Origin of the sequence: Ectopseudomonas chengduensis, assembly GCF_900102635.1 — a bacterium.
GTDB classification, from domain to species: domain Bacteria; phylum Pseudomonadota; class Gammaproteobacteria; order Pseudomonadales; family Pseudomonadaceae; genus Aquipseudomonas; species Aquipseudomonas chengduensis.
Genome location: NZ_FMZQ01000020.1, coordinates 44,604 through 68,313 on the forward strand (window position 1 = coordinate 44,604; position 23,710 = coordinate 68,313).

General features: G+C 60.8%; 21 protein-coding genes. 14 read left to right on the forward strand and 7 right to left on the reverse strand.

Translation table 11 applies throughout. The annotated features are described in order from the left end of the window. Positions 1–290 precede the first annotated feature (290 nt). The 5 genes from glnA (at position 291) to ntrC (ending at position 5,871) form a co-directional block, all read left to right on the forward strand. Positions 291–1,697, forward strand: coding sequence for a glutamate--ammonia ligase (gene glnA, locus BLS08_RS23535; RefSeq protein ID WP_017675827.1), 1,407 nt, complete (start codon positions 291–293; stop codon positions 1,695–1,697). Positions 1,698–1,974: 277 nt separating this feature from the next. Continuing rightward, on the forward strand, positions 1,975–2,541 hold the full coding sequence (locus tag BLS08_RS23540) for a DUF4124 domain-containing protein (RefSeq protein ID WP_090337609.1): 567 nt from the start codon (positions 1,975–1,977) through the stop codon (positions 2,539–2,541). Between the two features lie 5 nt (positions 2,542–2,546). Next, positions 2,547–3,164: a DUF4124 domain-containing protein gene (locus BLS08_RS23545; protein WP_090337611.1), complete on the forward strand. Its 618-nt coding sequence runs from the start codon at positions 2,547–2,549 to the stop codon at positions 3,162–3,164. Positions 3,165–3,352: 188 nt separating this feature from the next. Then, on the forward strand, positions 3,353–4,441 hold the full coding sequence (gene glnL / locus BLS08_RS23550) for a nitrogen regulation protein NR(II) (protein ID WP_090337613.1): 1,089 nt from the start codon (positions 3,353–3,355) through the stop codon (positions 4,439–4,441). Further along, positions 4,438–5,871 (forward strand): nitrogen regulation protein NR(I), encoded by a 1,434-nt coding sequence (gene ntrC, locus BLS08_RS23555; RefSeq protein ID WP_090337615.1) that lies wholly within the window; start codon positions 4,438–4,440, stop codon positions 5,869–5,871. Before glnL ends, ntrC begins: the two co-directional genes overlap by 4 nt. Before the next feature lie 147 nt (positions 5,872–6,018). Here the strand turns inward: ntrC and BLS08_RS23560 are convergent, their stop codons facing one another. Then, on the reverse strand, positions 6,019–6,417 hold the full coding sequence (locus BLS08_RS23560) for an NINE protein (RefSeq protein ID WP_021490398.1): 399 nt from the start codon (positions 6,415–6,417) through the stop codon (positions 6,019–6,021). A 147-nt stretch (positions 6,418–6,564) separates the two neighbouring features. Between BLS08_RS23560 and BLS08_RS23565 the strand changes: the two genes are divergently transcribed. Further along, positions 6,565–7,776: a putative DNA modification/repair radical SAM protein gene (locus tag BLS08_RS23565; RefSeq protein ID WP_090337617.1), complete on the forward strand. Its 1,212-nt coding sequence runs from the start codon at positions 6,565–6,567 to the stop codon at positions 7,774–7,776. Continuing rightward, a complete protein-coding gene (locus BLS08_RS23570) occupies positions 7,776–8,663 on the forward strand; it encodes a TIGR03915 family putative DNA repair protein (RefSeq protein ID WP_090337619.1) in 888 nt (295 codons plus the stop codon). Before BLS08_RS23565 ends, BLS08_RS23570 begins: the two co-directional genes overlap by 1 nt. Here the strand turns inward: BLS08_RS23570 and BLS08_RS23575 are convergent. Both BLS08_RS23575 and BLS08_RS23580 read right to left on the reverse strand, forming a co-directional pair. Beyond that, positions 8,629–9,774, reverse strand: coding sequence for a PilT/PilU family type 4a pilus ATPase (locus BLS08_RS23575; protein WP_017675834.1), 1,146 nt, complete (start codon positions 9,772–9,774; stop codon positions 8,629–8,631). The two genes, BLS08_RS23570 and BLS08_RS23575, sit on opposite strands and share 35 nt — an antisense overlap. 126 nt (positions 9,775–9,900) lie before the next feature. Next, positions 9,901–10,935: a type IV pilus twitching motility protein PilT gene (locus BLS08_RS23580; protein WP_055984795.1), complete on the reverse strand. Its 1,035-nt coding sequence runs from the start codon at positions 10,933–10,935 to the stop codon at positions 9,901–9,903. A 217-nt stretch (positions 10,936–11,152) separates the two neighbouring features. Here BLS08_RS23580 and BLS08_RS23585 point away from each other — a divergent pair, with 217 nt between their 5' ends. From BLS08_RS23585 to BLS08_RS23615, 7 genes are all read left to right on the forward strand, one after another. Next, positions 11,153–11,845: a YggS family pyridoxal phosphate-dependent enzyme gene (locus tag BLS08_RS23585; RefSeq protein ID WP_055984798.1), complete on the forward strand. Its 693-nt coding sequence runs from the start codon at positions 11,153–11,155 to the stop codon at positions 11,843–11,845. Between the two features lie 17 nt (positions 11,846–11,862). Further along, on the forward strand, positions 11,863–12,681 hold the full coding sequence (gene proC / locus BLS08_RS23590) for a pyrroline-5-carboxylate reductase (RefSeq protein WP_055984800.1): 819 nt from the start codon (positions 11,863–11,865) through the stop codon (positions 12,679–12,681). Between the two features lie 11 nt (positions 12,682–12,692). Then, entirely contained in the window at positions 12,693–13,286 is a 594-nt protein-coding gene (locus BLS08_RS23595; protein WP_055984803.1) for a YggT family protein, read from the forward strand. 2 nt (positions 13,287–13,288) lie between these two features. Continuing rightward, entirely contained in the window at positions 13,289–13,579 is a 291-nt protein-coding gene (locus tag BLS08_RS23600) for a DUF167 domain-containing protein (protein ID WP_055984807.1), read from the forward strand. Positions 13,580–13,760: 181 nt separating this feature from the next. Next, positions 13,761–15,749, forward strand: a complete 1,989-nt coding sequence (locus BLS08_RS23605; RefSeq protein WP_055984810.1) for a dynamin-like GTPase family protein — start codon at positions 13,761–13,763, stop codon at positions 15,747–15,749. 59 nt (positions 15,750–15,808) lie between these two features. Then, the gene (locus tag BLS08_RS23610) at positions 15,809–16,003 is read left to right on the forward strand and encodes a hypothetical protein (RefSeq protein WP_055984814.1); all 195 of its coding nucleotides are present in this window, start codon (positions 15,809–15,811) and stop codon (positions 16,001–16,003) included. Between the two features lie 482 nt (positions 16,004–16,485). Continuing rightward, entirely contained in the window at positions 16,486–17,523 is a 1,038-nt protein-coding gene (locus BLS08_RS23615; protein WP_055984817.1) for an IS630-like element ISPa47 family transposase, read from the forward strand. 158 nt (positions 17,524–17,681) lie between these two features. On the opposite strand, the gene BLS08_RS23620 is transcribed toward BLS08_RS23615, so the two are convergent. The 4 genes from BLS08_RS23620 to tssI form a co-directional block, all read right to left on the reverse strand. Then, positions 17,682–18,644, reverse strand: a complete 963-nt coding sequence (locus BLS08_RS23620; RefSeq protein WP_055984820.1) for a tetratricopeptide repeat protein — start codon at positions 18,642–18,644, stop codon at positions 17,682–17,684. Beyond that, entirely contained in the window at positions 18,637–21,621 is a 2,985-nt protein-coding gene (locus tag BLS08_RS23625; protein WP_055984824.1) for a hypothetical protein, read from the reverse strand. Before BLS08_RS23625 ends, BLS08_RS23620 begins: the two co-directional genes overlap by 8 nt. 1 nt (position 21,622) lies before the next feature. Continuing rightward, on the reverse strand, positions 21,623–22,456 hold the full coding sequence (locus BLS08_RS23630) for a DUF4123 domain-containing protein (RefSeq protein WP_055984827.1): 834 nt from the start codon (positions 22,454–22,456) through the stop codon (positions 21,623–21,625). Beyond that, on the reverse strand, positions 22,441–23,710 hold a 1,270-nt coding region (gene tssI / locus BLS08_RS23635; protein WP_139204299.1), incomplete at its 5' end, for a type VI secretion system tip protein TssI/VgrG. The genes tssI and BLS08_RS23630, both read right to left, overlap by 16 nt.

The following is a 23,710-nucleotide window of genomic DNA, read 5'->3' on the forward strand; positions in this document are numbered from 1 at the left end:
GCGGATTATAGCGGAAATTGTTCAAGCTTTGACCAAAAATACTGCACCACCCATATAGCGCACCAAAATGGATCTTTTTCGAAATTAAAGGCCCTTAAATGGTGCAAATATTTCTGGTGAATTGCCGCGCAGACGGCGCAGCACCTGAGCTTCGTGGCTTCTGCCCAATAAAGGGCACTGGCATGCAATTTGCTCCCTTGTGAGGCAGGTCGCCCTGGAGGACTATCCCGCCGGGCTTCACCGCATCTTCAAGGCTTATCGATAAGAGCCTTTTCCACCTGGAGGACAACATGTCTAAGGCTGTTCAACTGATCAAAGAACACGACGTGAAGTGGGTAGACCTGCGCTTCACCGATACCAAGGGCAAGCAGCACCACGTGACCATGCCGGCCCGTGACGCCCTGGACGACGATTTCTTCGAGCACGGCAAAATGTTCGACGGCTCCTCCATTCATGGCTGGAAAGGCATCGAAGCCTCCGACATGATCCTGATGCCGGTAGACGATACCGCCGTTCTGGACCCGTTCACCGAAGAGCCGACCCTGATCCTGGTCTGCGACATCATCGAGCCGAGCACCATGCAAGGCTACGACCGCGACCCGCGCTCCATCGCCAAGCGCGCTGAAGAGTTCCTCAAAGGCACCGGCATCGGTGACACCGTATTCGTTGGCCCGGAGCCCGAGTTCTTCATCTTCGACGAAGTGAAGTTCAAGTCCGACATCTCCGGCTCGATGTTCAAGATCTACTCCGAGCAAGGCTCCTGGATGACCGACGGCGACGTCGAAGGCGGCAACAAGGGCCACCGTCCAGCCGTCAAAGGCGGTTACTTCCCGGTTCCGCCGTGCGACCACGACCACGAAATCCGTACTGCCATGTGCAACGCCATGGAAGAAATGGGCCTGGTCGTCGAAGTGCACCACCACGAAGTGGCCACTGCCGGTCAGAACGAAATCGGCGTGAAGTTCAACACCCTGGTCGCCAAGGCTGACGAAGTTCAGACCCTGAAGTACTGCGTGCACAACGTAGCCGACGCCTATGGCAAGACCGCTACCTTCATGCCGAAGCCGCTGTACGGCGACAACGGTTCGGGCATGCACGTGCACATGTCGATCTCCAAAGACGGCAAGAACACCTTCGCTGGCGAAGGCTATGCCGGCCTGTCCGAGACCGCTCTGTACTTCATCGGCGGCATCATCAAGCACGGTAAGGCCCTGAACGGCTTCACCAACCCGTCGACCAACTCCTACAAGCGTCTGGTTCCGGGCTTCGAAGCACCGGTGATGCTGGCCTACTCGGCTCGCAACCGCTCCGCCTCGATCCGTATCCCGTACGTTGCCAGCCCGAAAGCCCGCCGCATCGAAGCCCGCTTCCCGGACCCGGCTGCCAACCCGTACCTGGCCTTCGCTGCTCTGCTGATGGCCGGTATCGACGGCATCCAGAACAAGATCCACCCGGGCGATGCGGCCGACAAAAACCTGTACGACCTGCCGCCGGAAGAAGGCAAGCTGATCCCGCAAGTCTGCGGCAGCCTGAAAGAAGCCCTGGAAGAGCTGGACAAGGGCCGTGCGTTCCTGACCAAGGGCGGCGTGTTCTCCGACGACTTCATCGATGCCTACATCGAGCTGAAATCCGAAGAAGAAATCAAGGTACGTACCTTCGTACACCCGCTGGAATACGACCTGTACTACAGCGTCTAAGCCAGTCTCGCGCCGCCCTCGTGCGGCGCCTTTCAAAAGCCCTGCCCGGCCCTGCCTGGCGGGGCTTTTTCATGGACACGCAGCGGCACCATGCCCTGTAGGAGCGAGCATCGCGATGCGAACCTGGCGACCTGAAGAGCTTCGCTCGCGACGCTCGCGCCTACGGCAGATCCGCGTCCACTTTTTGTAGCCGAATATCACAGCTGCGGCGCCCTGCGCTTGCCAGGAACCGCCAGCAGTGCAAGGCTTAGCGCATCATCCGCGGAAGGATCGGCCCATGCGCCCGCTACTCGCCTGCCTGCTGCTTGCCCTGGCCTTGCCGGCCAATGCGCAGATCTACAAATACATCGACGCCAACGGCAACACGGTCTTCACCAACCAGCCGCCCGATGGCGCAGCAGCCGAGAGCGTCAACCTGCCACCAACCAATACGGTAGAGATGCAGACGCCCAACATTCCTGCGGACACCAGCGGCGACACCTCAGCACAGAGCGCGGCCCCTTACTCCGTGTTGAGCCTGACCGGTATCCCGGATGATGAAGCCATGCGCGCCAACAACGGCACCTTCGTCGTCGGGGTGAATATCCAGCCACGTCTGCAACCCGGCCACCAGCTGCGGCTGATTCTCGATGGCGAACCATACGGCCAGGCCAGCAACGTACCGAGCCTGCAGCTGACCAATGTCGAGCGCGGCGAACACAGCCTGGCGGTGGCAGTGGTCTTGGGTGAGCGCATCATCCAGCAGAGCGCCACCGAAACCTTTACCGTGCAGCGCATCAGCGTCAACAGCCCTGCCCGCCCACCTGTGACGCCACCGCGTCCGACCCCAAGACCTGCGAACTGATCACGATGCGTACACTGCTGCTCTGCCTGCTGTTCGTCACCCAAGCAGCTTCGGCTCAGGTCTATACCTATATCGATGCTGAAGGTAACCGCGTTTTCACTGACAAACCGCGCAGCAGCAATGCCGAACGGGTGATGCTGGCGCCGTCCAACAGCGCGCAAATGAGCCAGCCCCAACCCACGGTGCGCATGGCCTCGCCACCTGCGGTAAGCAAACCGACCGTGCACTATCAGCTGCTGCGCATTCTGGTGCCGGAGCCGGACGCCTCGATCCATAACGGTTCCGGCGACATGATCGTCACCCTCAACAGCGAGCCGGGTCTGCTGCCTGGCCACAGCTATCGGCTGCTGCTCAATGGCGAGCCCCAGGGCGAGACAAGCCGCAGCCCGGTCTTCTCCCTGCAGCATGTCGACCGCGGCACGCACCAACTGGTGGCAGAAATCATCGACTCCGCTGGCCTCATCGTCGAACGCACACCGGCACAACCCTTTCACATGCACCGCATGACCCTGGCGCAGAAGCGCAAGATCAATCCGTGCAAGAAGGATGAATACGGCGTTCGCCCCGAATGCCCGCTGAAAGACAAACCCAAGGAAGAGGTCAGCATCCTTCCCTTCTTCTGAATTCGATCGCACCTTAATGGTGCAATCGAGCGCACCACCTCCTAAGCTCTCCCTGTTTTGGGTCGCTTTTCCACGCCCTGCTTCGCCGCAGTACCACCAAAACCTGGCAGACCGCACAAATAATGCGTCTTTTCGGGGCCTTGGTTTGCTTCTTGCATTTTCCTGCCCATTGCCGGAAAGCACTGCCTATGACCATCAATGACGCGCTGCACCGCCTGCTACTCGACAACCTGACCACCGCTACCCTGCTGCTCAACAGCCAGCTGTGCCTTGAGTACATGAACCCGGCGGCGGAAATGCTCCTGGCCGTCAGCGGCCAGCGCAGCCATGGTCAGTTCATCAGTGACCTGTTCACCGAATCGCCAGAGGCGCTGTCGTCGCTGCGCCAGGCGGTGGAGCAGGCACATCCGTTCAACAAGCGTGAAGCCGTACTGACCTCGGTCACTGGCCAGACGCTGACCGTGGACTACGCCGTCACCCCACTGTTCAGCAAGGGTGAAACCCTGCTGCTGCTGGAGGTGCACCCGCGTGATCGCCTGCTGCGTATCACCAAGGAAGAGGCGCAGCTGTCCAAGCAGGAAACCACCAAACTGCTGGTGCGCGGCCTGGCCCACGAGATCAAGAATCCACTCGGCGGCATTCGCGGCGCAGCACAACTGCTGTCGCGCGAACTGCCCAACGAAGAGCTCAAGGACTACACCAACGTCATCATCGAAGAGGCCGACCGCCTGCGTAACCTGGTCGACCGCATGCTTGGCTCGAACAAGCTGCCGTCGCTGGCAATGACCAATATCCACGAGGTGCTGGAGCGCGTCGCCAACCTGATCGAAGCGGAAAGCCAGGGCAGCATCACCTTGGTGCGCGACTACGACCCGAGCATTCCGGACCTGCTGATTGACCGCGAGCAGATGATCCAGGCCGTACTCAATATCGTGCGCAACGCCATGCAGGCCATCGCCGGGCAGAAGCACGACATGGGCCTCGGGCGCATCAGCCTGCGTACCCGCACCCTGCGCCAGTTCACTATCGGCCACACCCGTCACCGCCTGGTGGTCAAGGTCGAGATCATCGACAACGGCCCCGGCATCCCGCCTGAGCTGCAGGAAACCATCTTCTATCCCATGGTCAGCGGGCGTGCCGACGGCACCGGCCTGGGCCTGGCCATCACCCAGAACATCATCAGTCAGCACCAGGGCCTGATCGAGTGCGAGAGCTATCCCGGCCACACCGTATTCTCGATCTTCCTACCGCTGGAACAAGGAGCGCCCACGCCATGAGCCGCAGTGAAACCGTCTGGATTGTCGACGACGATCGTTCCATCCGCTGGGTACTGGAAAAGGCCCTGCAACAGGAAGGCATGACCACCCAGAGTTTCGACAGCGCCGACGGTGTACTCGCCCGCCTGACCCGCCAACAGCCGGACGTGATCATCTCCGACATCCGCATGCCCGGCGCCAGCGGCCTCGACCTGCTGGCCCGCATCCGCGAGCTGTACCCGCGCCTGCCGGTGATCATCATGACCGCGCATTCGGACCTGGACAGCGCGGTAGCCAGCTACCAGGGCGGCGCCTTCGAGTACCTGCCCAAGCCCTTCGACGTCGATGAGGCCGTTTCGCTGGTCAAGCGCGCCTTCCAGCACGCCCAGGAACAACAGAGCCTGGCCGTCCCGGCTGCGCAGGCGCGCACCCCGGAAATCATCGGTGAAGCGCCAGCGATGCAGGAGGTGTTCCGCGCTATTGGCCGCTTGAGCCACTCCAATATCACCGTGCTGATCAACGGCGAATCCGGCACGGGTAAAGAGCTGGTGGCCCACGCCCTGCACCGCCACAGCCCGCGCGCTGCAGCGCCGTTCATCGCGCTGAACATGGCGGCGATTCCCAAGGATCTGATGGAATCCGAGCTGTTCGGTCACGAGAAAGGCGCCTTCACCGGCGCGGCCAACCAGCGTCGCGGCCGTTTCGAGCAGGCCGATGGCGGCACCCTGTTCCTCGACGAAATCGGCGACATGCCAGCTGACACTCAGACCCGCCTGCTGCGCGTGCTGGCCGATGGCGAGTTCTACCGCGTTGGTGGTCACACCCCGGTGAAGGTGGACGTGCGCATCATCGCCGCCACCCACCAGAACCTGGAAACCCTGGTACAGGCCGGCAAGTTCCGTGAAGACCTGTTCCACCGCCTCAACGTCATTCGTATCCATATCCCGCGCCTGGCCGACCGCCGCGAGGACATCCCGACCCTGGCTCATCACTTCCTCGCCCGCGCCGCGCAGGAGCTGGCGGTCGAGCCCAAGCTGCTCAAGAGCGAAACCGAGGATTACCTCAAGCACCTGCCCTGGCCGGGCAACGTGCGCCAGCTGGAGAACACCTGCCGCTGGATCACCGTCATGGCCTCGGGCCGTGAGGTGCATGTCGACGACCTGCCACCGGAGCTGCTGACCCAGCCGCAGGACGCCGCACCGGTGACCAACTGGGAACAGGCGCTGCGCCTGTGGGCCGACCAGGCCCTGGCACGCGGCCAGTCCAACCTGCTCGACAGCGCTGTGCCGGCGTTCGAGCGCATCATGATCGAGACCGCGCTCAAGCACACCGCCGGCCGCCGCCGCGACGCCGCCCTGCTGCTGGGTTGGGGCCGCAACACCCTGACGCGCAAGATCAAGGAGCTGGGCATGAAGGTCGACGGCGGGGACGACGACGACAGCGACGACTGATACCGCCAGCGTTACGAAAAAGGGCATCCCGTGGGATGCCCTTTTTATTTGCAGTCAGTGGCCGGCCATTGGTGGTGCGCACAGCGCACCCTACCCAGAGCGCGACGACCGCAGGGTGCGCCGCGCGCACCGCCTATTGAGGCAGACTCAACCGCGCTGCGCGTTCTTGATCGAGATCTGCGTATTGAGCGTCCAGAAGTCGTAGAGCACGCCGATCAAAAACAGGCCGCCAGTGAACAGGTAGATGATCCCGGTGATCCACTTGCCCTGGTACATGCGGTGCACACCGAACACGCCGAGGAAGGTCAGCAGGATCCACGCCACGTTGTAGTCGGTATCACCTGCGGTAAAACGCAGGTCGGCCTCGCGATCCATCGAGGGAATCAAAAACAGATCAATGATCCAGCCGATGAAGAACAATCCCAGGGTGAAGAACCAGATGGTGCCGGTGACCGGCTTGCCATAGTAGAAGCGGTGGGAACCGAGAAAACCGAAGATCCACAGCAGGTAACCGATCAGTTTGCTGTGCGTATCCTGTCGTTGCATGACGAACTCCTTGTGCGAGATGCAGCTATGACGCTGCGCGCCGAGTGAAGGTTTCATTTGTGCCGAAACAGCGCAACACAACGAATGGCTTGATAGCTGTACGACGCCCATATACTGTATAAAAAAACAGTATAGATATTGCCCGCCATGCAACTGATCGAAAAGCTCACCATCCTCGCCGACGCCGCCAAGTACGACGCCTCCTGTGCCAGCAGCGGCGCACCAAAGCGCAGCTCCAAGGGCAAGGACGGCATCGGCTCGACCAACGGCATGGGCATCTGCCACAGCTATACGCCGGATGGTCGCTGCGTGGCGCTGCTCAAAGTACTGCTGACCAACTTCTGCCTGTACGACTGCCAGTACTGCATCAACCGCCGCTCCAGCGACGTGCCGCGTGCGCGCTTCACGCCCGAGGAAGTGGTGACACTGACCTTGGACTTCTACAAGCGCAACTGCATCAGCGGCCTGTTCCTCAGCTCCGGCATCATCCGCTCGGCCGACTACACCATGGAGCAGTTGATCCGCGTCGCCAAGCTGCTGCGCCAGGAGCACCAGTTCCGCGGTTACATTCATCTGAAGACCATCCCCGATGCCGCACCGGAGCTGATCGCCGAGGCCGGTCTGTACGCCGACCGCCTCAGCGTCAATATCGAACTGCCCACCGAAACCAGCCTGGTGCGTCTGGCGCCGGAAAAGAACGTCGGCAGCATCCATCAGGCCATGCACAGCATTCATCTCGGTGAGCGCGAGGCCCAGGAAGAACGCCGCGCGCCACGTTTCGCCCCGGCCGGGCAGAGCACGCAGATGATCGTCGGCGCCGATGCCACCGACGACAGCACCATCCTGCACAACGCTCAGAGCCTGTATCACGACTATCGCCTGCGCCGCGTCTACTACTCGGCCTTCAGTCCGATTCCGCAGAGCCCGAAGACCGTGCCCTTCGAGGCGCCACCACTATTGCGCGAGCATCGCCTGTACCAGGCCGACTTCCTCATGCGCGGCTACGGCTTCAGCGCCACGGAGCTGCTCGCCGGCCCCGGCAACCTGGCACTGGACATCGACCCCAAGCTGGCCTGGGCGCTGGCCAATCGCGAGCAGTTTCCGGTGGACCTGAACCGCGCCGACGAGTCGCTGATCGCCCGCGTGCCCGGCATCGGCGTGCTCAGCGCCAGGCGCCTGGGGGCGCTGCGGCGTGAACGGCGCATCCGCTACGAGGATCTGACCCGCCTGCGCTGCGTGTTGGAAAAGGCCAAGCCCTTTATCGTCACCCAGGACTACCGACCGCCGCGGGCCGAACACGAGTCCGTGGTGCTGCGCCAGCAGTTGCGCGACACCCCGGCACAGATGGCGTTGTGGTGATGCACAGCCTGCGCTTCGACGGTACCTTCACCACCTGGCGCCAGGCCGCGCGCCGTGCCCTGCTCCAGGGTCTGGCACCGCACCAGTTGCAGTGGCTGGACGAAGAAGCGGCGCCTGGCCTATTCGACCAGCCCGCCGAGCGCGCGCCGGAGCCCAACGGTCGTCTGCGCGTGTCCCCCGAACTGCTGGAGCTGCTGGAGAGCGCTGCACAGTACCGTGGCGATGAACGCTGGAGTCTGCTCTACCGCGTGCTGTGGCGCTTCGTGCAGGGCGAGCGCAGCGCCGTGCTGGCCGGCGACCCCGACGGCAGCGAGCTGCATCGCCGGCTCAAGGCGGTGCGCCGCGAGGCCCATCACCTGCACGCCTTCGTGCGCTTTCAGCCGAGCAAAGCGCAAGGCGCGCCAGATTTCGTCGCCTGGTTCGAACCGGCGCACGACATCCTCGCCGCGGCCAGCGGCCATTTCGCCGAGCGCCTGGGCAAACACAGTTGGCTGATCGCCACGCCGCGCGACGGCGTGTACTGGGATGGCCAGCGTCTGCAGCACGAACGCCGCTGCCCAGCGCAGTGGCAAGCCTGGGCACAGCAGCCCGAGGATGACGGTCAGGCCCTGTGGCGCGCCTATTACGGCAGCACCTTCAACCCGGCGCGGCTCAACCGCACGGTGATGCAGCAGCATCTGCCGCTGAGATTCTGGAAGCACCTGCCGGAAGGCCCGCTGATTCCGCAACTGATGAGCGAAGCACGCGCCGGCGCACAGCGCGATGGCCAGGCATTGGTGCTGGCCGGCAGGAAGGGCAAACGCATCGCCCAGATAAACGAAGGGGACGCAGCGCGTCCCCCGTCAGGCAGCGTCAGCGGAAGCGACGCCCCGGATCTTCCTCGCTGACCTCCAGCGCCAAGCCCTGGGCCATGCTGGTCAGGTGATCGCCATCGGTTTCCGAACCGAGCTTGATCATCAGGCGCAGGTCGTTGGCCGAGTCGGCGTAGAGCAGCGCATCTTCGTAGGTGATCTCGCCCTGGGTGTAGAGGTTGTACAGCGCCTGGTCGAAGGTCTGCATGCCCTGCTCGGTGGAGCGCTTCATCAGTCCCTTGAGCTCGTGCACCTCGCCCTTGCGGATCAGGTCGGCGGCCAGCGGGGTGTTGATCAGCACCTCGATCACTGCGCGACGGCCTTTGCCATCCGGGGTTGGAATCAGTTGCTGAGCGACGATGGCCTTGAGGTTGAGCGACAGGTCCATCCACACCTGGTTCTGCCGGTCGGCCGGGAAGAAGTTGATGATGCGGTCCAGCGCCTGGTTGGCGTTGTTGGCGTGCAGGGTGGCCAGGCACAGGTGACCGGTTTCGGCGAAGGCCACGGCGTGGTCCATGGTCTCGCGGGTGCGCACCTCACCGATGAGGATCACGTCCGGCGCCTGACGCAAGGTGTTCTTCAGCGCCACTTCGAAGGACTCGGTGTCGATGCCCACTTCACGCTGGGTGACGATGCAGCTCTGATGCTGGTGGATGTACTCGATCGGGTCTTCGATGGAGATGATATGGCCGCTGCTGTTCTTGTTGCGGTAGCCGATCATCGCCGCCAGCGAGGTGGACTTACCGGTACCGGTAGCCCCGACGAACAGCACCAGGCCGCGCTTGGTCAGCGCCAGCTTCTTGAGGATGTCCGGCAGCTTGAGGTCGTCGATGGTGGGGATATTGGTCTCGATCCGGCGCAGCACCATGCCCACCAGGTTGCGCTGGTAGAAGGCACTGACGCGGAAACGACCGATACCACGTGCGCTGATGGCGAAGTTGCACTCATGGTTCTCGGCAAAGTCGCGGCGTTGTGCCTCGTTCATCACGCCCAATACGGTCTCGCGGGTCTGCTCCGGCGACATGGCGTTCTTGGTCACCGGCATGATCTTGCCATTGACCTTCATCGACGGCGGTACGCCAGCGGTGATGAACAGGTCGGAGCCGCCTTTTTCGACCATCAGGCGCAGTAGTTTTTCGAATTCCATCGTCGTTCTCGCAGCTTCGTGTGCAATGCCGTTCGGCAGCCATCTGCCGAATCGTAGGCGCGAGCTCTGCTCGCGAACAGGGTGACGCCAAAAGCTTCGCGAGCAGGCCCGCTCCTACACCAGTCCCTAGAAGTTTTCCGGGCTCTTGGCCTTCTCGCGCGCGCTGTCGCGGCTGACCAACCCCTTGGACACCAGCGTCTTCAGGCAGGCATCGAGGGTCTGCATGCCCAGCGCACCACCGGTCTGGATCGATGAGTACATCTGCGCCACCTTGTCCTCGCGGATCAGGTTACGGATGGCCGGGGTGCCGATCATGATTTCGTGTGCCGCGACGCGACCGCCACCGATCTTCTTCAGCAGGGTCTGCGAGATCACCGCCTGCAGCGATTCCGACAGCATCGAACGCACCATCGACTTTTCCTCGGCCGGGAACACGTCGACCACACGGTCGATGGTCTTGGCGGCGGAGGTGGTGTGCAGGGTGCCGAACACCAGGTGGCCGGTTTCCGCGGCGGTCAGCGCCAGGCGAATGGTTTCCAGGTCACGCATCTCGCCCACCAGGATGATGTCCGGGTCTTCCCGCAGCGCCGAGCGCAGCGCTTCGGAGAAGCCGTGGGTGTCGCGGTGCACCTCGCGCTGGTTGACCAGGCACTTCTTCGACTCGTGGACGAATTCGATGGGGTCTTCGATGGTGAGGATGTGGTGATACTTGTTGCTGTTGAGGTGGTCGATCATCGCCGCCAGGGTGGTCGACTTGCCCGAACCGGTAGGGCCGGTAACCAGCACCAGGCCGCGCGGCACGTCAGTGATCTTGCGGAAGACCTCGCCCATGCCCAGGTCTTCCATGGTCAGCACCTTGGACGGAATGGTACGGAACACCGCACCGGCGCCACGGTTCTGGTTGAAGGCGTTGACCCGGAAACGCGCCACACCCGGCACTTCGAAGGAGAAGTCGGTCTCGAGGAACTCTTCGAAGTCCTTGCGCTGCTTGTCATTCATGATGTCGTAGATCAGCGCGTGTACCTGCTTGTGATCCAGCGGCGGCAGGTTGATGCGGCGTACATCGCCGTCGACGCGGATCATCGGCGGCAGACCCGCCGAGAGGTGCAAATCCGACGCGCCTTGCTTGGCGCTGAAGGCGAGCAGCTCAGTGATATCCATGGGACTCCCCAATTACAAGCAAGCAGGTAGAATGCCGCAAACCCTGAGAGGGCGTTTACAAAGCAGTGAGCGAAGGTCAGGCAAGGCGGAGTAAGGCGAAAAAGCGCAGTGTACGAGCTGTACATGAGCATTTTGAGACTGACTTCAACGCAGCATGGCCGAGCGCAGCAATTTGTAGACGCCCTCTCTAGAGGTAGGGCTTTATAGAGCGCGATTAATGTCCACGATAGCAGAGAATATTGCAAAGGTCGGAGCGCGCATCCGTGAGGCGGCGCAAGCCTCGCAGCGTAATTTGACGGATATCGGCCTGCTCGCGGTGAGCAAGACCAAACCGGCAGCGGCCATTCGTGAAGCTCATGCGGCTGGTTTGCGCGATTTTGGCGAGAACTACCTGCAGGAAGCGCTGGAAAAACAGACCGAACTGAGTGATCTGCCCTTGATCTGGCACTTCATCGGCCCCATTCAGTCGAACAAGACCCGGCCCATCGCCGAGCATTTCGACTGGGTACATTCGGTGGATCGCCTGAAAATCGCCCAACGCCTCTCCGAGCAGCGCCCCGCCCACCTGCCGCCGCTGAATATCTGCCTGCAGGTCAACGTCAGCGGTGAGGACAGCAAATCCGGCTGCAGCCCGGAAGCGCTGCCAGAGCTGGCCAAGGCTGTAACCGCCCTGCCCAACCTGCGCCTGCGGGGGCTGATGGCAATTCCCGAGCCTACCGACGATATCGCGGCGCAACATGCCGCCTTCGCCCACTTGCGCCAATTGCGTGATGACCTGGCGCTGGACCTTGATACCTTGTCCATGGGCATGAGCCATGACCTGGAGGCCGCCATCGCCGAAGGTGCCACCTGGGTGCGCATCGGCACCGCACTGTTCGGCGCCCGCGATTACGGCCAGCCCACTCACTGAATGAAGGATTTTCTGCAATGAGCAACCCGACCATCGCCTTCGTCGGCGCCGGCAACATGGCCGCCAGCCTGATTGGCGGCCTGCGCGCCCAGGGCGTGGCAGCCAGCGCCATCCGCGCCAGCGAGCCCGGCAGCGAACAGCGCGCCCGCCTGCAGCAAGAGCACGGCATCGCCACCTTCGCGGATAACGGTGAAGCCATAAAAGGCGCCGACCTGATTGTGCTGGCGGTCAAACCACAGATCATGAAAGCGGTATGCCTGGATCTGGCGCCACACCTGGCTCCCAATCAGGTGATCATCTCCATCGCCGCCGGCATCAGCTGCGCCAGCCTGGAAAACTGGCTGGGCCAGCGCCCAGTCGTGCGTTGCATGCCCAACACGCCGGCGCTATTGCGCCAGGGCGTTTCCGGCCTGTTCGCCAACGTCCGCGTCAGCGCCGCACAGAAAGCCCAGGCCGAACAGGTGCTGAGCGCCGTTGGCCTGGCCCTGTGGCTGGATGAAGAAGCCCAACTAGACGCCGTTACCGCCGTTTCCGGCAGCGGGCCGGCTTATTTCTTCCTTTTGATCGAAGCCATGACGGCGGCTGGCGAGCAGCTCGGCCTGCCGCGCGAGACGGCTGCACGCCTGAGCATCCAGACTGCACTGGGCGCCGCACGCATGGCCAGCGAGAGTGATGTCGACGCCGCCGAACTGCGGCGCCGTGTGACCTCGCCGAACGGAACCACCGAAGCGGCGATCAAAACCTTTCAGGCCGGCGGCTTCGAAACGCTGGTACAACAGGCACTCAACGCCGCCGCCAATCGCTCGGCCGAACTGGCCGAACAACTGGGTCAATAAAGGAAGCACACATGTCCGGACTCATCGAAGCCCTGATCTACATCATTCAGACCCTCGGCAGCCTGTATCTGCTGATCGTCCTGCTGCGTTTCATCCTGCAACTGGTACGCGCCGACTTCTACAACCCGCTGAGCCAGTTCATCGTCAAGGCTACACAGCCGCTGGTGAAACCCCTGCGTCGGATCATCCCCGGTTTCGCCGGGCTGGATCTGGCCTCGCTGGTGCTGGCCATCCTGGTGCAGCTGCTGCTGATGGTCATCACCCTGACGCTGATGGGCTACAACGTCGGCGGCTTCATCCTGCAACTTCTGGTGTGGTCACTGATCGGCGTGACCTCGCTGTTTCTCAAGGTGTTCTTCTTCGCCCTGATCATCAGCGTGATCCTGTCGTGGGTCGCCCCGGGCAGCTACAACCCCGGCGCACAGCTGGTCAACCAGATCTGCGAACCACTGCTGGCGCCGTTCCGCAAGCTGCTGCCGAACCTCGGCGGCCTGGATATTTCGCCGATCTTCGCCTTCATCACCATCAATCTGATCGATCGCTTCGTCATCGGCGGTCTTGCAGCCTCCACCGGCCTGCCACCGATGCTCAGCCCCTTCCTCTGAGGATGAGCTTCTACCGCTGGGATGGCGAGGACCTGATCCTCGACTGTCACCTGCAGCCCAAGGCGAGCAAGGACGAGTTCGCCGGGCTGCATGGTGATCGGTTGAAGATCCGCCTCACCGCCCCACCGCTCGAGGGCAAGGCCAACGCCCATCTGCAGGCCTTTCTGGCCAAGGCATTCGGCGTGGCCAAGAGCCAGGTGAGCCTGGAAAGCGGCGAACTCAATCGACACAAGCGCCTGCGCATCCGCAAGCCACGTAACCTGCCAGCGATTCCCGGCTTGCAGAACGCCTGATGACCATTCAGCCGCCATACCCGACCACAAGGCGGGACTGTACAAGCAGCCAATTGACGGCCGCCCTGTACCTCGCATAATGCAGGTTATTCTCGCCAATGCCGTGCGTCCTGGCGGCAACACCAACTGAACAATCACGCAGCCCCAGCAAGTGGATGAACTTGCCGAGAGGAGAGCCAGGATGAGCATGGAACGTCTCAGCCAGCAGGTTGACGCCTACGTCGCCTGGAAACGCGAACTGATGCGCGAGATCACGCGTTATCGCAGCTGGCTGGAACACAATCGGCTCAACTCCGAGGCCGTTCAGGCCAAACTCGAACGCGCCCTGAAGATCCTGCGTACCGATCACATCACCCTGGCCTTCGTCGGCGAGTTCTCGCGCGGCAAGACCGAGCTGATCAACAGCCTGTTCTTCTCCGAGTACGGCCAGCGCATGCTGCCTTCGCATGCCGGACGCACGACCATGTGCCCCACCGAGCTGTTCTTCGACCCGCGCTCGGAACGCCCCTACATTCGCCTGTTGCCCATAGAGACGCGCACGGCCTCAGCCAGCGTCGCACAGTTCAAGCGCATTCCCCGGCACTGGGTGAACATCCCACTGGATACCAGCGATCCGGCCAACATGGCGCTGGCTTTCAGCCAGGTGGCCAAAACCAAATCCATGCCGGTGGAACAGGCGATCCAGCTCGGCTTCCACCCGGACATGCTCGAAGGCACCGGCAAACGTGGCCAGGTACTGGTGCCGGCCTGGCGCCATGCGATGGTCAACTTCGACCACCCGCTGCTGCGCCAGGGCCTGCGCATTCTCGATACCCCCGGGCTCAATGCACTGGGCAGCGAGCCGGAGCTGACCCTGTCGATGCTGCCCAATGCCCAGGCGATCATCTTCCTGCTGGCCGCCGATACCGGCGTCACCGCCAGCGACATGAGCATCTGGCAGCAGCACATCCGTCAGCTCGACGAAGACGCCCAGACCAGCCTGTTCGCCGTGCTGAACAAGATCGACGTACTGTGGGACGACCTGGCAGGCGAGACCTTCGTGCAGAACGCCATCGGCCAGATCCAGAGCGCCACCGCCAAGCAGTTGGGTATCGCCAAGCAGGACGTGCTGCCGCTGTCGGCCAAGCAGGCGCTGCTGGCCAAGGTGCGCAAGGACGAAGAATTGCTGGCACGCAGCCAGATGGCCGGTCTGGAAAACCTGCTATGCGAGCGCATCGTCGCGCAGAAGGAACGCCTGATCGAAGATAACGTGGTGCGTCAGGTCCTGGCGTTGGTGAACAACAGCCAACATGTGCTCAACCTGCGCCTGGAGAAAGTCAGTGAGCAGTTGGCCCTGCTCGGCAACCATCAGCAGGACAACGGCCAGCTGCTGTTCGAGCTGACCGCCAAGACCAAGGAAGACCACAGCCTGCACCACAAGCGCCTGCTCGGCCTGAAGACCAACCAGCGCCTGCTGCAGCGCCAGGGACAACTGCTGCGCCACGCCGCGCGCGCCGAACGCCTGGAGGAACACCTGAGCGAGGTGCGCCGCAATCTCACCGGAAGCTGGACCACCCTGGGCATCAACCAGGCCATCCTGCATTTCTTCCGCGCCGTCGAACAGGATCTGCACAACCTGCAGCACGAAGCCGACATGGCCAACAAGATGGTTGCAGCCATCTATCGCCGACATAACGAAGACAACCCGCTGGGCGGGGTCGACGCGCCGCAGTTCAAGATCCAGCGTTATCTGCGCGAGCTGAAGAAACTGCAGGAAAAGGGCGACCAGTTCCGCCTGCACCTGAAGACCCTGCTCACCGAACAGCGCAGCCTGACCCGACGTTTCTTCGCCACCCTGGCCCAGGAAGTGATCGGCCTGCACCAGCGCCTGCGCCTGGACGCCGAGCAGTGGGCCGCCGACGCACTGATGCCGCTGATGCAGCACACCCTGGAACACAAACAAATGCTGGAAAGCCACATGCTGCGCCTCAAGGCGCTGGCCCAGGAAACCCAGCAGACGCGCAAACGCAGCCTGCAACTGGCGCGCTACCGGGAAGAGCTGGAGCAACAACTGGCCCTGGCCAGCGACATGCTGCGCGTGCTGCGCCGCCCGGCGCCAGTGCAGCGTCAGGGCAAGGTGGTCAGCCTGCCGTCGGCGGCGCGCCCAAGGGGAGCAGTTGACCTTGGCTGATTGGATTTCCTCACGGAAGCCCATATGCTGTTGCCAAAGCCATGACCAGGAGGCCTGTGATGAGCAACCACTTCAGCCTGATTACGTCTCAGGACGATCCAAGCGATACACAACTTGCAGAGCTGATGACCCAGGTTCGCCAGACTGCTCACAGGCGTGTCGAGCGCGTGGATAATCAGTTAAACCAGGCTTTGATACAGGCAATCCGCGCCAAGAAGGAAAACTCGGCCGCACGCGCCAGCCGTGATGCCTGAGAACAAACCCAAACTGATCGTCTTTGCCGGCCCCTGGCCCTGGCCAGCGATATGCTTCGCGTGCTGCGCCGTCCGGCCCCCATTCAGCGTCAGGGCAAGGTGGTCAGCTTGCCGGTGGCGGCGCGGCAAAGCGGCCAATAGCGGGCGAGACACGTAAGCAGGCCGTGAAAAACTACCTACGCTGGCAATACTGCGCTAACGATGGCTTCGCGTACGAGCCCAAGCCAGGTGCCCCATCAAAAACTCGCGTTACAGCACGTAAAACCGGACGCAACCCTGGTCGTTTTTCGGCTATTTTTGCGAAACCGCCATCGACATTGGCTCACCTGCGATGCCCTCACAACATGGCGTCCAAGTGTTTCCCCCCAAATAGTACTGCGCTGTTTTATCACCTGCCTCCGCTGCAATACGCAAAGGCTCAATCGCAGAAGCTCCCATATTAACCTGGCAAATAAATAGGGCACATTGTATAATCTGTCTCCATGAAAATAGATGCCCGCAAACTCAGCCCCCAAGAACAACGTGAAAAGCGCTCTACGGCCCTACGCATGCGTGAGCAGGGTTACACCTACAAGGCTATTGGCGAAGCGGTTGGTGTTCACCCCCGCACTATTGCTCACTGGGCGCAGGTCGCAGAACATAAAGGCGAAAAGGCTGCCATAGCCGGCGGCCAGCGTGGTGTGCGCCAGGGTGATCGCCGCAGTTTGAGCTCCAGCCAGGAAGTGCTGATTCGCACCTTGATGACCGATAAGATGCCCGACCAACTCAAGCTCGGCTTTGCGCTCTGGACGCGTGATGCGGTGCGAGAACTGATCCGCCAGCGCTGTGGTTTTCTCATGCCGGTTCGAACGGTTGGTGAATACCTCAAGCGTTGGGGCTACACCCCGCAGCGACCACTGCATCGGGCTTATCAGCATAAACCTGAAGTGGTTCAGCACTGGCTGGATAATGAATATCCACGCATCGCACAGCGGGCCAAGGCTGAGAATGGTGAGATTCAGTGGGGCGACGAAACCGGTATGCGCAGTGACAGCCATGCTGGCCGCAGCTACGCCCCTATTGGCGAAACGCCGGTGCGCTTGGTCAGCGGCAGTCGTTTTTCCACCAACATGATTTCCACCGTGACCAATCGGGGCAAACTGCGCTTCATGCTGTATCGGGAAACGCTGACAGCCCCAGTGCTGATTCGCTTCCTGAGTCGCCTGATTCGCGATGCTCAGGGCCGCAAGGTGTTCCTGATTCTCGACAACCTGCGCGTACACCACAGCAAAAAGGTGAGCGCCTGGGTCGGCGACCGCAAAGAGCAAATCGAACTGTTCTTCTTGCCGGCCTACGCCCCGGAGTTGAACCCTGACGAGTATCTGAATTGTGATTTGAAACATCAGGTTCGTACGGGCTTGCCGACGCGTAATCAGGACGAACTGGAAGGGCGTGTTCGCTCGGTCATGAGACGATTGCAATTACGCCCTCAAAGAATCCGTTCTTATTTCCGGCATCCACGTATCGCCTACGCAGCATGATTTGGGGTATTTGATTGCCGGGTTAATATGCTGCTGGTAAAGCCCAAGCCCCTTATCCCTTGAGGCCTCTTGATCAGGCGTTAATTGTGCGAACGCGGAGCAAGAGAGCGCCAACGCTACAAATAAAATCAAACTGAATCTCGGCATTACCATTACCGCTAATATCCATATACAGGAACAAAGTAAGAAAGAGGTGGATGACTCTTTGCCCAGTCTTCTGCGAATACCTCAGCCTCTTCAATTTGTGCTGGCGTCATCTTTTTAGCCAGCTCCGGGAGATTCCTCCGCCCATCCTCAGGTGCAACTCCTCCACCTTGGAGCTGAGATAGCAAATAGGTCAGTCCATAACCTGCGACTAAATCTTCTGGGAAATCCAAGTCGTTAGGGAGGTGTGCGATATTAGATGCGTACGTGCTGACTGCATCGATATGGCCCATCTCAGCAGCCGTCTTTACCCAATGACGTATTTCCTTCTTGCTCCCGTCGTTCTCGAATAGGTAGTTGGCATAGAGCATCATCCCCACAGGGTTACCGCCCTCAGCAGAAGCTCGAAACCACCTTTCGACGGCCTTATTACGGTTACCGGTCGTTAAGAACCAGCCTCCTCCTGCTTTGTAGAAACTGCCCAGAAGTTGCTGTGCATCCGTGTCCCCTGCCTCCGCAGCTTTTTCCAGCCATACCAAGCCTTCTTCTGCGTAGTACAAAACACGCATGGCTTCCGTATCGCCTCTCTCTGCCTCCTCATAGGCAAGACTCAGCACTTTTTCTCGCCACTCGGAGCCACCTCCAGCACAAGTGGCTAGAGAATGGCAAAGATCATTGCTATCTCCCAAGCGGAGCATGGCGAAAAGATCCCCTTGCTTAGCTGCCGCCTCGTACCACTTTTGCGCCTCGGAGGTCATGAACATATTGTTCAAACGGAGTGTTTCCCCCAAATAGTACTGCGCTGTTTTATCACCTGCCTCTGCTGCTATTCGTAAGGGGTCAACTGCAGAAACCCCCATATACTGATTATAGAGTTCAAGCCCTTTTTTCTTAGCTGACTCTTGCTCCGTAGTAAGCTGAGCAAAAGCAACGCTGGAGAAAAACAAAAGTATGACAAAACCGATTTGTTTAACCAATGTCTGGCCCCTTGTAAGTAACTACTATCTTCTCAGCCCCACCCAGCGCCGGGCCGAAAGGTTTGACATGGTATTCGCAATAACCAAACAACCGACTTCCAAGCCTCCCAACACGCTCACGATACCTCGCGCGCATCTGGTTGTTGGCACCGACCAGCCCCGAGACTTTTTCACTCATGAACGAGTCCAGCCGTAGTCTATTCTCGCAATATGCATGCCCGGCATTAGGTGGCCTGGCCCCATCACGGTTCATACGGATCACCGCTTCCTCGAAACGCTGGGCGGCATCCGGCCGTGGCTCTATCCACCCAAGGCAGCGTTCGATGGCTTGCTGTTGGAGCAAGTGATCCTCATCCGCGAGAAATCCTGGGAGGCTGCTTAGCGCCATCAGTAGAGGCCCGAGGGCGTCAGGCTGCAGATCGAGCAGCCAACTTTTCATTACGTCCTGTCTTTCGTGCCGTACCAAGGTTCGAGCGATCTGCACACCTCGCCCGCCATCAGTCAGCTTGTCATACAGCTCCTTGGCAAAGGCGTAGCGACGCGCGTAGAGGAAGGGCACATCCATGGCAAGGGCACCGAATAAAGAGAGCTTCCTCACGTAGGCCATGGCTTCTCCGTCGATCCATTCAGGATCTTCGTTATTGTTGGCCAGAAGCTCCTTGCGTATCAGCTCCAACAAGGCGACCACGCTCTCATAGCCCACCTCGAAGGTCATGTAGCCTTTGAAGCCACCTCCCCAGACCAAGGAGCCCTGGATGGACAGTAGGAAACGGCCCTTGTTCAGTTGCAACCGCACCTTGCCCGACACGCCCCCACCCACGGCGGCTACCAGTTCCATATCCAACTTGGCCAGATTTCTCCAGCCATTGATGGGGATGCGATTGGGCACCGGGGCTGGGGGCAGCGTGCTGGGCGGCGGGCACCAGTCGAGCTGACCAGTGAGTTTGCACCCCGCTTGGGCACCGATGAACAGATCGAACTTGGCCAAATCGCCTGTCTTCGTGGCGCTGTCATACCCGGCGATACTGGTGAAACCCGTCTTCTGGTCTAGGGTCAGGTCACGGGCAAGCAGCAAACTGGCCCCGGCAAAGCCCCAGGCCTTGGCGCTCAGACTAAGCGACAGCTTGCCGAAGTCGAACGTACGGGTGCTACCGTCGTAGGCCGTATAGCTAGGCGCTATGGGTTCAGCCTTGCTCCGCTCCGGCAGCTCGAACTGAAACAAGCTGACCTCGCCACGCCACGCGGCAACATCCAGATGAGCCTTGGCATGAAAGGCCTGGGGCCCCTTGTGCCATTGCGGCCCTTCAATCTTCAGCTCCGTTTGCATATTGCTACCGGCAGGCAACAGACAGCGCACCAGTTGAGCCTGTGGGCTGTTGTCGAACAGCATGAGATTTCGCAGTTGCCGATCTTCAAAGATCATCGCCTTGAGGGTCGCTCCCCAGCGCTGCCGTTTGTCCTCTGCTTTCAGGCTCTCGACCTCGAGCCCTTTGCTCTTCAGGGCCGCGAAAAAATCATCCGGCAGGAACAGACCGTCTTCATCGAACCAGGGTCCCTTCTCCTTGATTGGATGCGCCCCCTCTTGCTTTAACCAATCGCTGAAGGCGCGATCCTCGTCGGCTTGCTTGGCCAGTGATTTCGGTAACGCCTTCAGCTCCTTGAGCGCTTCACCGATTACGCCGGCCCCCTGCTGAGCCAGGTACTTGAGACTGATGTGGCTCAACACCTGCCCGGCTGCCGCGCTGCTGAGTTCGCGAAGCGGAATGTTTGCTTTGGCCAAGCGTTCGATAGGCTTGGGCTGGTAGCTCTCCGGCTCCCAGAGGAATAGCCGTGGCGGCATTAACTCCCGAACGCGCGCTTCAGCAATAGTTTTGAGGCGCTCCGCTTCGTCATTCAACTGATGCCATTGAGCTTGCAGCTCAACAAAGAGGACACCGGGCGGTGCCGCATTGTTGCCGGTGGCCGAGGTCCACTCGGCATAGCGTTGCTCGATGCTCTGCTCCAGCTTGAGGCGCTGGCCCAGCAGCTTTACATAGGCCTGAAACTCTTCGGTGCCTTGATAGAGGTCATCGGGACTGAGGGCGAATTCAGGGACGGCGATGCCGCATTCGGCCAGTTCGACGATGGCGCCGATATACTTCGCCATCAAATCTTCAAGGGCCAGGATATTCAAACGCACGCCACGTAGAGCGCGAGCATCCACCTCGCCCGTTTCCACGAATTTCTGATGAAGGGCCTTGTAGTCTCGTAGGTGCTCCCAGGCGGTACCAACCTTGCGATTGCCCTGATCGAACATCTCGAAGCCATGGGCGATGGCGTTGTCCCGCTCTGCGATGTAAGTGTCCACAGCATCGCGGGCCTGTAACGCTCGCGGGGTGTAGAACACACCATTCTCCCGCAGGTAGCCGAGGGACTCCGCACGTTGGTATGCCACTTCCTCCAACTGAACGATCACCCGTTCGCTCACTGCAACACGCTCATTGCTATAGAAAATCTTACGCTCCGCCTGCATGGCGGCAGTGCTGTCACCTCGCGCCCGAGCCCCATGCCACTCTTTGCGATATTGCTCTTGTAGCCTCTTCTCATCCTCGACCGCAGCCTTGGCATCCAGGTAGCGGGTTCGCTCGTCCGTGGCGCCATCACTGAATTCAAGGAAAGCATCTGGACTAGGGGTCAGGAAGTAATCCAGCAGGCCTGAGTCGGCGATTTTGCTCATGCGCGCCGCCTTGTCGGTATCTACTGTCTTCTGCTTCAGTGTGGCAGCGGCTTCGGCCAGATGATCGGCCGCCCGCTTAGGTAGCAGCCAGAAGCGACGCTGACCGGTGACATAGATAATATCGTGGTAGCTCTGGTTGCACCCTGGCTTGGTGTCTTTGCAGAACACTTCATTGCCTGCGTCGGGTAATGGTGCATCTGCGGGTAGAACAACGGGTACCAATTGCTCTGTGCTTGCTTGGGTTTCGGACGTACCTGTCATGTCAGACTTCCAGTCGTTGTACTTTCTCGAATGCCGGCATTTGGCTGCGTAGCACCTGCATGTATTCCGAGTGCTCGCGCAGAGGCTGCCGGCTCAGGTGGGGGAGCAAGCGCTCCCAATGGCGCCCTTCGTCGATGCCGTGCTCGACCAGTAGGCGTAGATTGTCGAGCACCAAGGGCAGTTGCTCATTGGGCATTCGGCCAGCCGTTTCTGCTTCATGAGCGCGTAGCCAATACCACCAACGCAGATCATCCGCTGCAGCCAGGGTCTTATCTCCCAGCTTGATGGGGTATGCCCCATCGCCGACTTGCTCACCAGTTACCTCTCCACGGCTCCACATCCGCCAATTCGAATCGCCGAGGTTGGCTGGCGGTGTAAATACCCGTTCCCAGGGGCCGTGAAGCTCATGGGCAGGGACTGTCAAAGCCAGCGCACACCAGAACGCCGGATCGTAGTAACGCGCCAGCGAATCGCCATAAGTGTCGCTGTGCATCCGGAGCAAGCGACGTGCATGCGCAAGCACCTCAACTGGATCGGCGCTGGAGGTCAGCAGGATGCCCGAGCGGTTAATACGGCACCGCTCCGCAAGGTCAGCCGCGGCAGCGCTCCCCATTTCGACTCTCACCCAGAACGGGCTTACTTCATGCAACTCACCAAATGGAGTGCCTTGGAAGAGACGTGAAACCTCGACTGGGTTGGGCAGTTGATATAGGGACGCAAGCACGTTCGGATGACGAACCTGATCGATCACGCAGTAGAAAGCTTCGCCAGCAGCCTCCAACCAGGGTTCAGCCGTTGCAGGCTGTTCCAGGTACCCACTCAGCCACGAAGACATGGGCAATCCTCTCGGCTGCAAACACCATTGGCTTGTTTACCGCAGACCGAAACCAGTGGGAGACCTTGTCTGCTTTTCTGCATGAAGGGATTAAGCATGGCGGGAACGGTCAGGTCTCCTGCCTTATCCTGATCCGCCGCCCACGGAATCACCGGCCCCAATATCCTCAGCCCCGAGCCACTGCCCGGCGCCCCGCCGGTGTTCATCTTGATGGTTGCACCACTGATGGTTACGCCGCTGGGATCGAGTTTGACGAAGCTGCCGCCGCCTGTGGCGGTGAGCTCCATGCCGGCGTCGATCACCACCTTGCTGCCGGCGTTGTAGTGAATCTCGTTGCCGGCTTCGATGAACTGGCCGGTGCCGATCTTGTTGTGCTGGGTGACGGCGACGGTGAGGTGGTCGTTGGCGCGCACTTCCACCTTGCGGTCGAGGTCGGTGGTACGGTGTTCCTCGGCCCGAAGTTCGGTGTAGCTGTTGGCTTCGACCGTATCGTGGCGCTCGTTGCCGACGCGGATCTTCTGGTCGTGTTCGATGTTCTCGTCCCAGTCACGCTGGGCGTGGATGTAGATCTGCTCGGCGCCCTTGCGGTCTTCGATGCGAAATTCGTTGTAACCGCCACCGCCCGGGCTGCTCAGGGTCTTGAAGACGCTGCGGGTCTTGTTCGCCGGCAGGTCGTAGGGCACCACGTGCTCGGCGTGATACAGGCAGCCGGTGATCAGCGGCTGGTCGGGGTCGCCTTCGAGGAAGGTGACCAGCACTTCCATACCCACGCGCGGAATGGCCACACCGCCATAGGCGTCGCCGGCCCAGTTGGAGGCCACGCGCAGCCAGCAGCTGGTGGTGTCGTCACCCTGGCCTTCGCGGTCCCAGTGGAACTGCACTTTCACCCGGCCGTATTGGTCGCAGTGGATTTCCTCGCCAGCCGGGCCGGTGACCACGGCGGTCTGGCTGCCCAATACCTGGGGTTTGCGATGTTCGAGCGCGGGGCGGTAGGGGATGTCCCAGGGCGTGGCGGTAAAGCGGTTGCGGTAGCCCTGCTGGAACCCGTCGCCAGGCTTGGTGTTGCTGGTCACCGACTCTTCCAGCACCTGTGGCTGCTTGCCTTCATGGATGACTTCATTGAGTAGCCAGAGGTCGTTCCACTGCTGGCGCGGGTGGTCGGCGAGGGCGAGGAAGTGGCCGCTGATCAGGTAGGCGTCGCTCTGGCCTTCAGCCAGTTCGTAGTCGCTGCGCAGACGCTCCAGGCTACGTTTG

Excerpts from the sequence above, each read along its gene's own strand:
- BLS08_RS23595 (WP_055984803.1), top strand. The coding sequence starts at position 12,693 with ATGTCCGGACTCATCGAAGCCCTGATCTACATCATTCAGACCCTCGGC.
- ntrC (WP_090337615.1), top strand. The coding sequence starts at position 4,438 with ATGAGCCGCAGTGAAACCGTCTGGATTGTCGACGACGATCGTTCCATC.
- BLS08_RS23630 (WP_055984827.1), bottom strand. The coding sequence starts at position 22,456 with ATGTCTTCGTGGCTGAGTGGGTACCTGGAACAGCCTGCAACGGCTGAA.
- proC (WP_055984800.1), top strand. The coding sequence starts at position 11,863 with ATGAGCAACCCGACCATCGCCTTCGTCGGCGCCGGCAACATGGCCGCC.
- BLS08_RS23570 (WP_090337619.1), top strand. The coding sequence starts at position 7,776 with ATGCACAGCCTGCGCTTCGACGGTACCTTCACCACCTGGCGCCAGGCC.
- BLS08_RS23605 (WP_055984810.1), top strand. The coding sequence starts at position 13,761 with ATGAGCATGGAACGTCTCAGCCAGCAGGTTGACGCCTACGTCGCCTGG.
- BLS08_RS23600 (WP_055984807.1), top strand. The coding sequence starts at position 13,289 with ATGAGCTTCTACCGCTGGGATGGCGAGGACCTGATCCTCGACTGTCAC.
- glnL (WP_090337613.1), top strand. The coding sequence starts at position 3,353 with ATGACCATCAATGACGCGCTGCACCGCCTGCTACTCGACAACCTGACC.
- glnA (WP_017675827.1), top strand. The coding sequence starts at position 291 with ATGTCTAAGGCTGTTCAACTGATCAAAGAACACGACGTGAAGTGGGTA.
- BLS08_RS23545 (WP_090337611.1), top strand. The coding sequence starts at position 2,547 with ATGCGTACACTGCTGCTCTGCCTGCTGTTCGTCACCCAAGCAGCTTCG.
- BLS08_RS23575 (WP_017675834.1), bottom strand. The coding sequence starts at position 9,774 with ATGGAATTCGAAAAACTACTGCGCCTGATGGTCGAAAAAGGCGGCTCC.
- BLS08_RS23610 (WP_055984814.1), top strand. The coding sequence starts at position 15,809 with ATGAGCAACCACTTCAGCCTGATTACGTCTCAGGACGATCCAAGCGAT.
- BLS08_RS23580 (WP_055984795.1), bottom strand. The coding sequence starts at position 10,935 with ATGGATATCACTGAGCTGCTCGCCTTCAGCGCCAAGCAAGGCGCGTCG.
- BLS08_RS23585 (WP_055984798.1), top strand. The coding sequence starts at position 11,153 with ATGTCCACGATAGCAGAGAATATTGCAAAGGTCGGAGCGCGCATCCGT.
- BLS08_RS23615 (WP_055984817.1), top strand. The coding sequence starts at position 16,486 with ATGAAAATAGATGCCCGCAAACTCAGCCCCCAAGAACAACGTGAAAAG.
- BLS08_RS23565 (WP_090337617.1), top strand. The coding sequence starts at position 6,565 with ATGCAACTGATCGAAAAGCTCACCATCCTCGCCGACGCCGCCAAGTAC.
- BLS08_RS23560 (WP_021490398.1), bottom strand. The coding sequence starts at position 6,417 with ATGCAACGACAGGATACGCACAGCAAACTGATCGGTTACCTGCTGTGG.
- BLS08_RS23625 (WP_055984824.1), bottom strand. The coding sequence starts at position 21,621 with ATGACAGGTACGTCCGAAACCCAAGCAAGCACAGAGCAATTGGTACCC.
- BLS08_RS23540 (WP_090337609.1), top strand. The coding sequence starts at position 1,975 with ATGCGCCCGCTACTCGCCTGCCTGCTGCTTGCCCTGGCCTTGCCGGCC.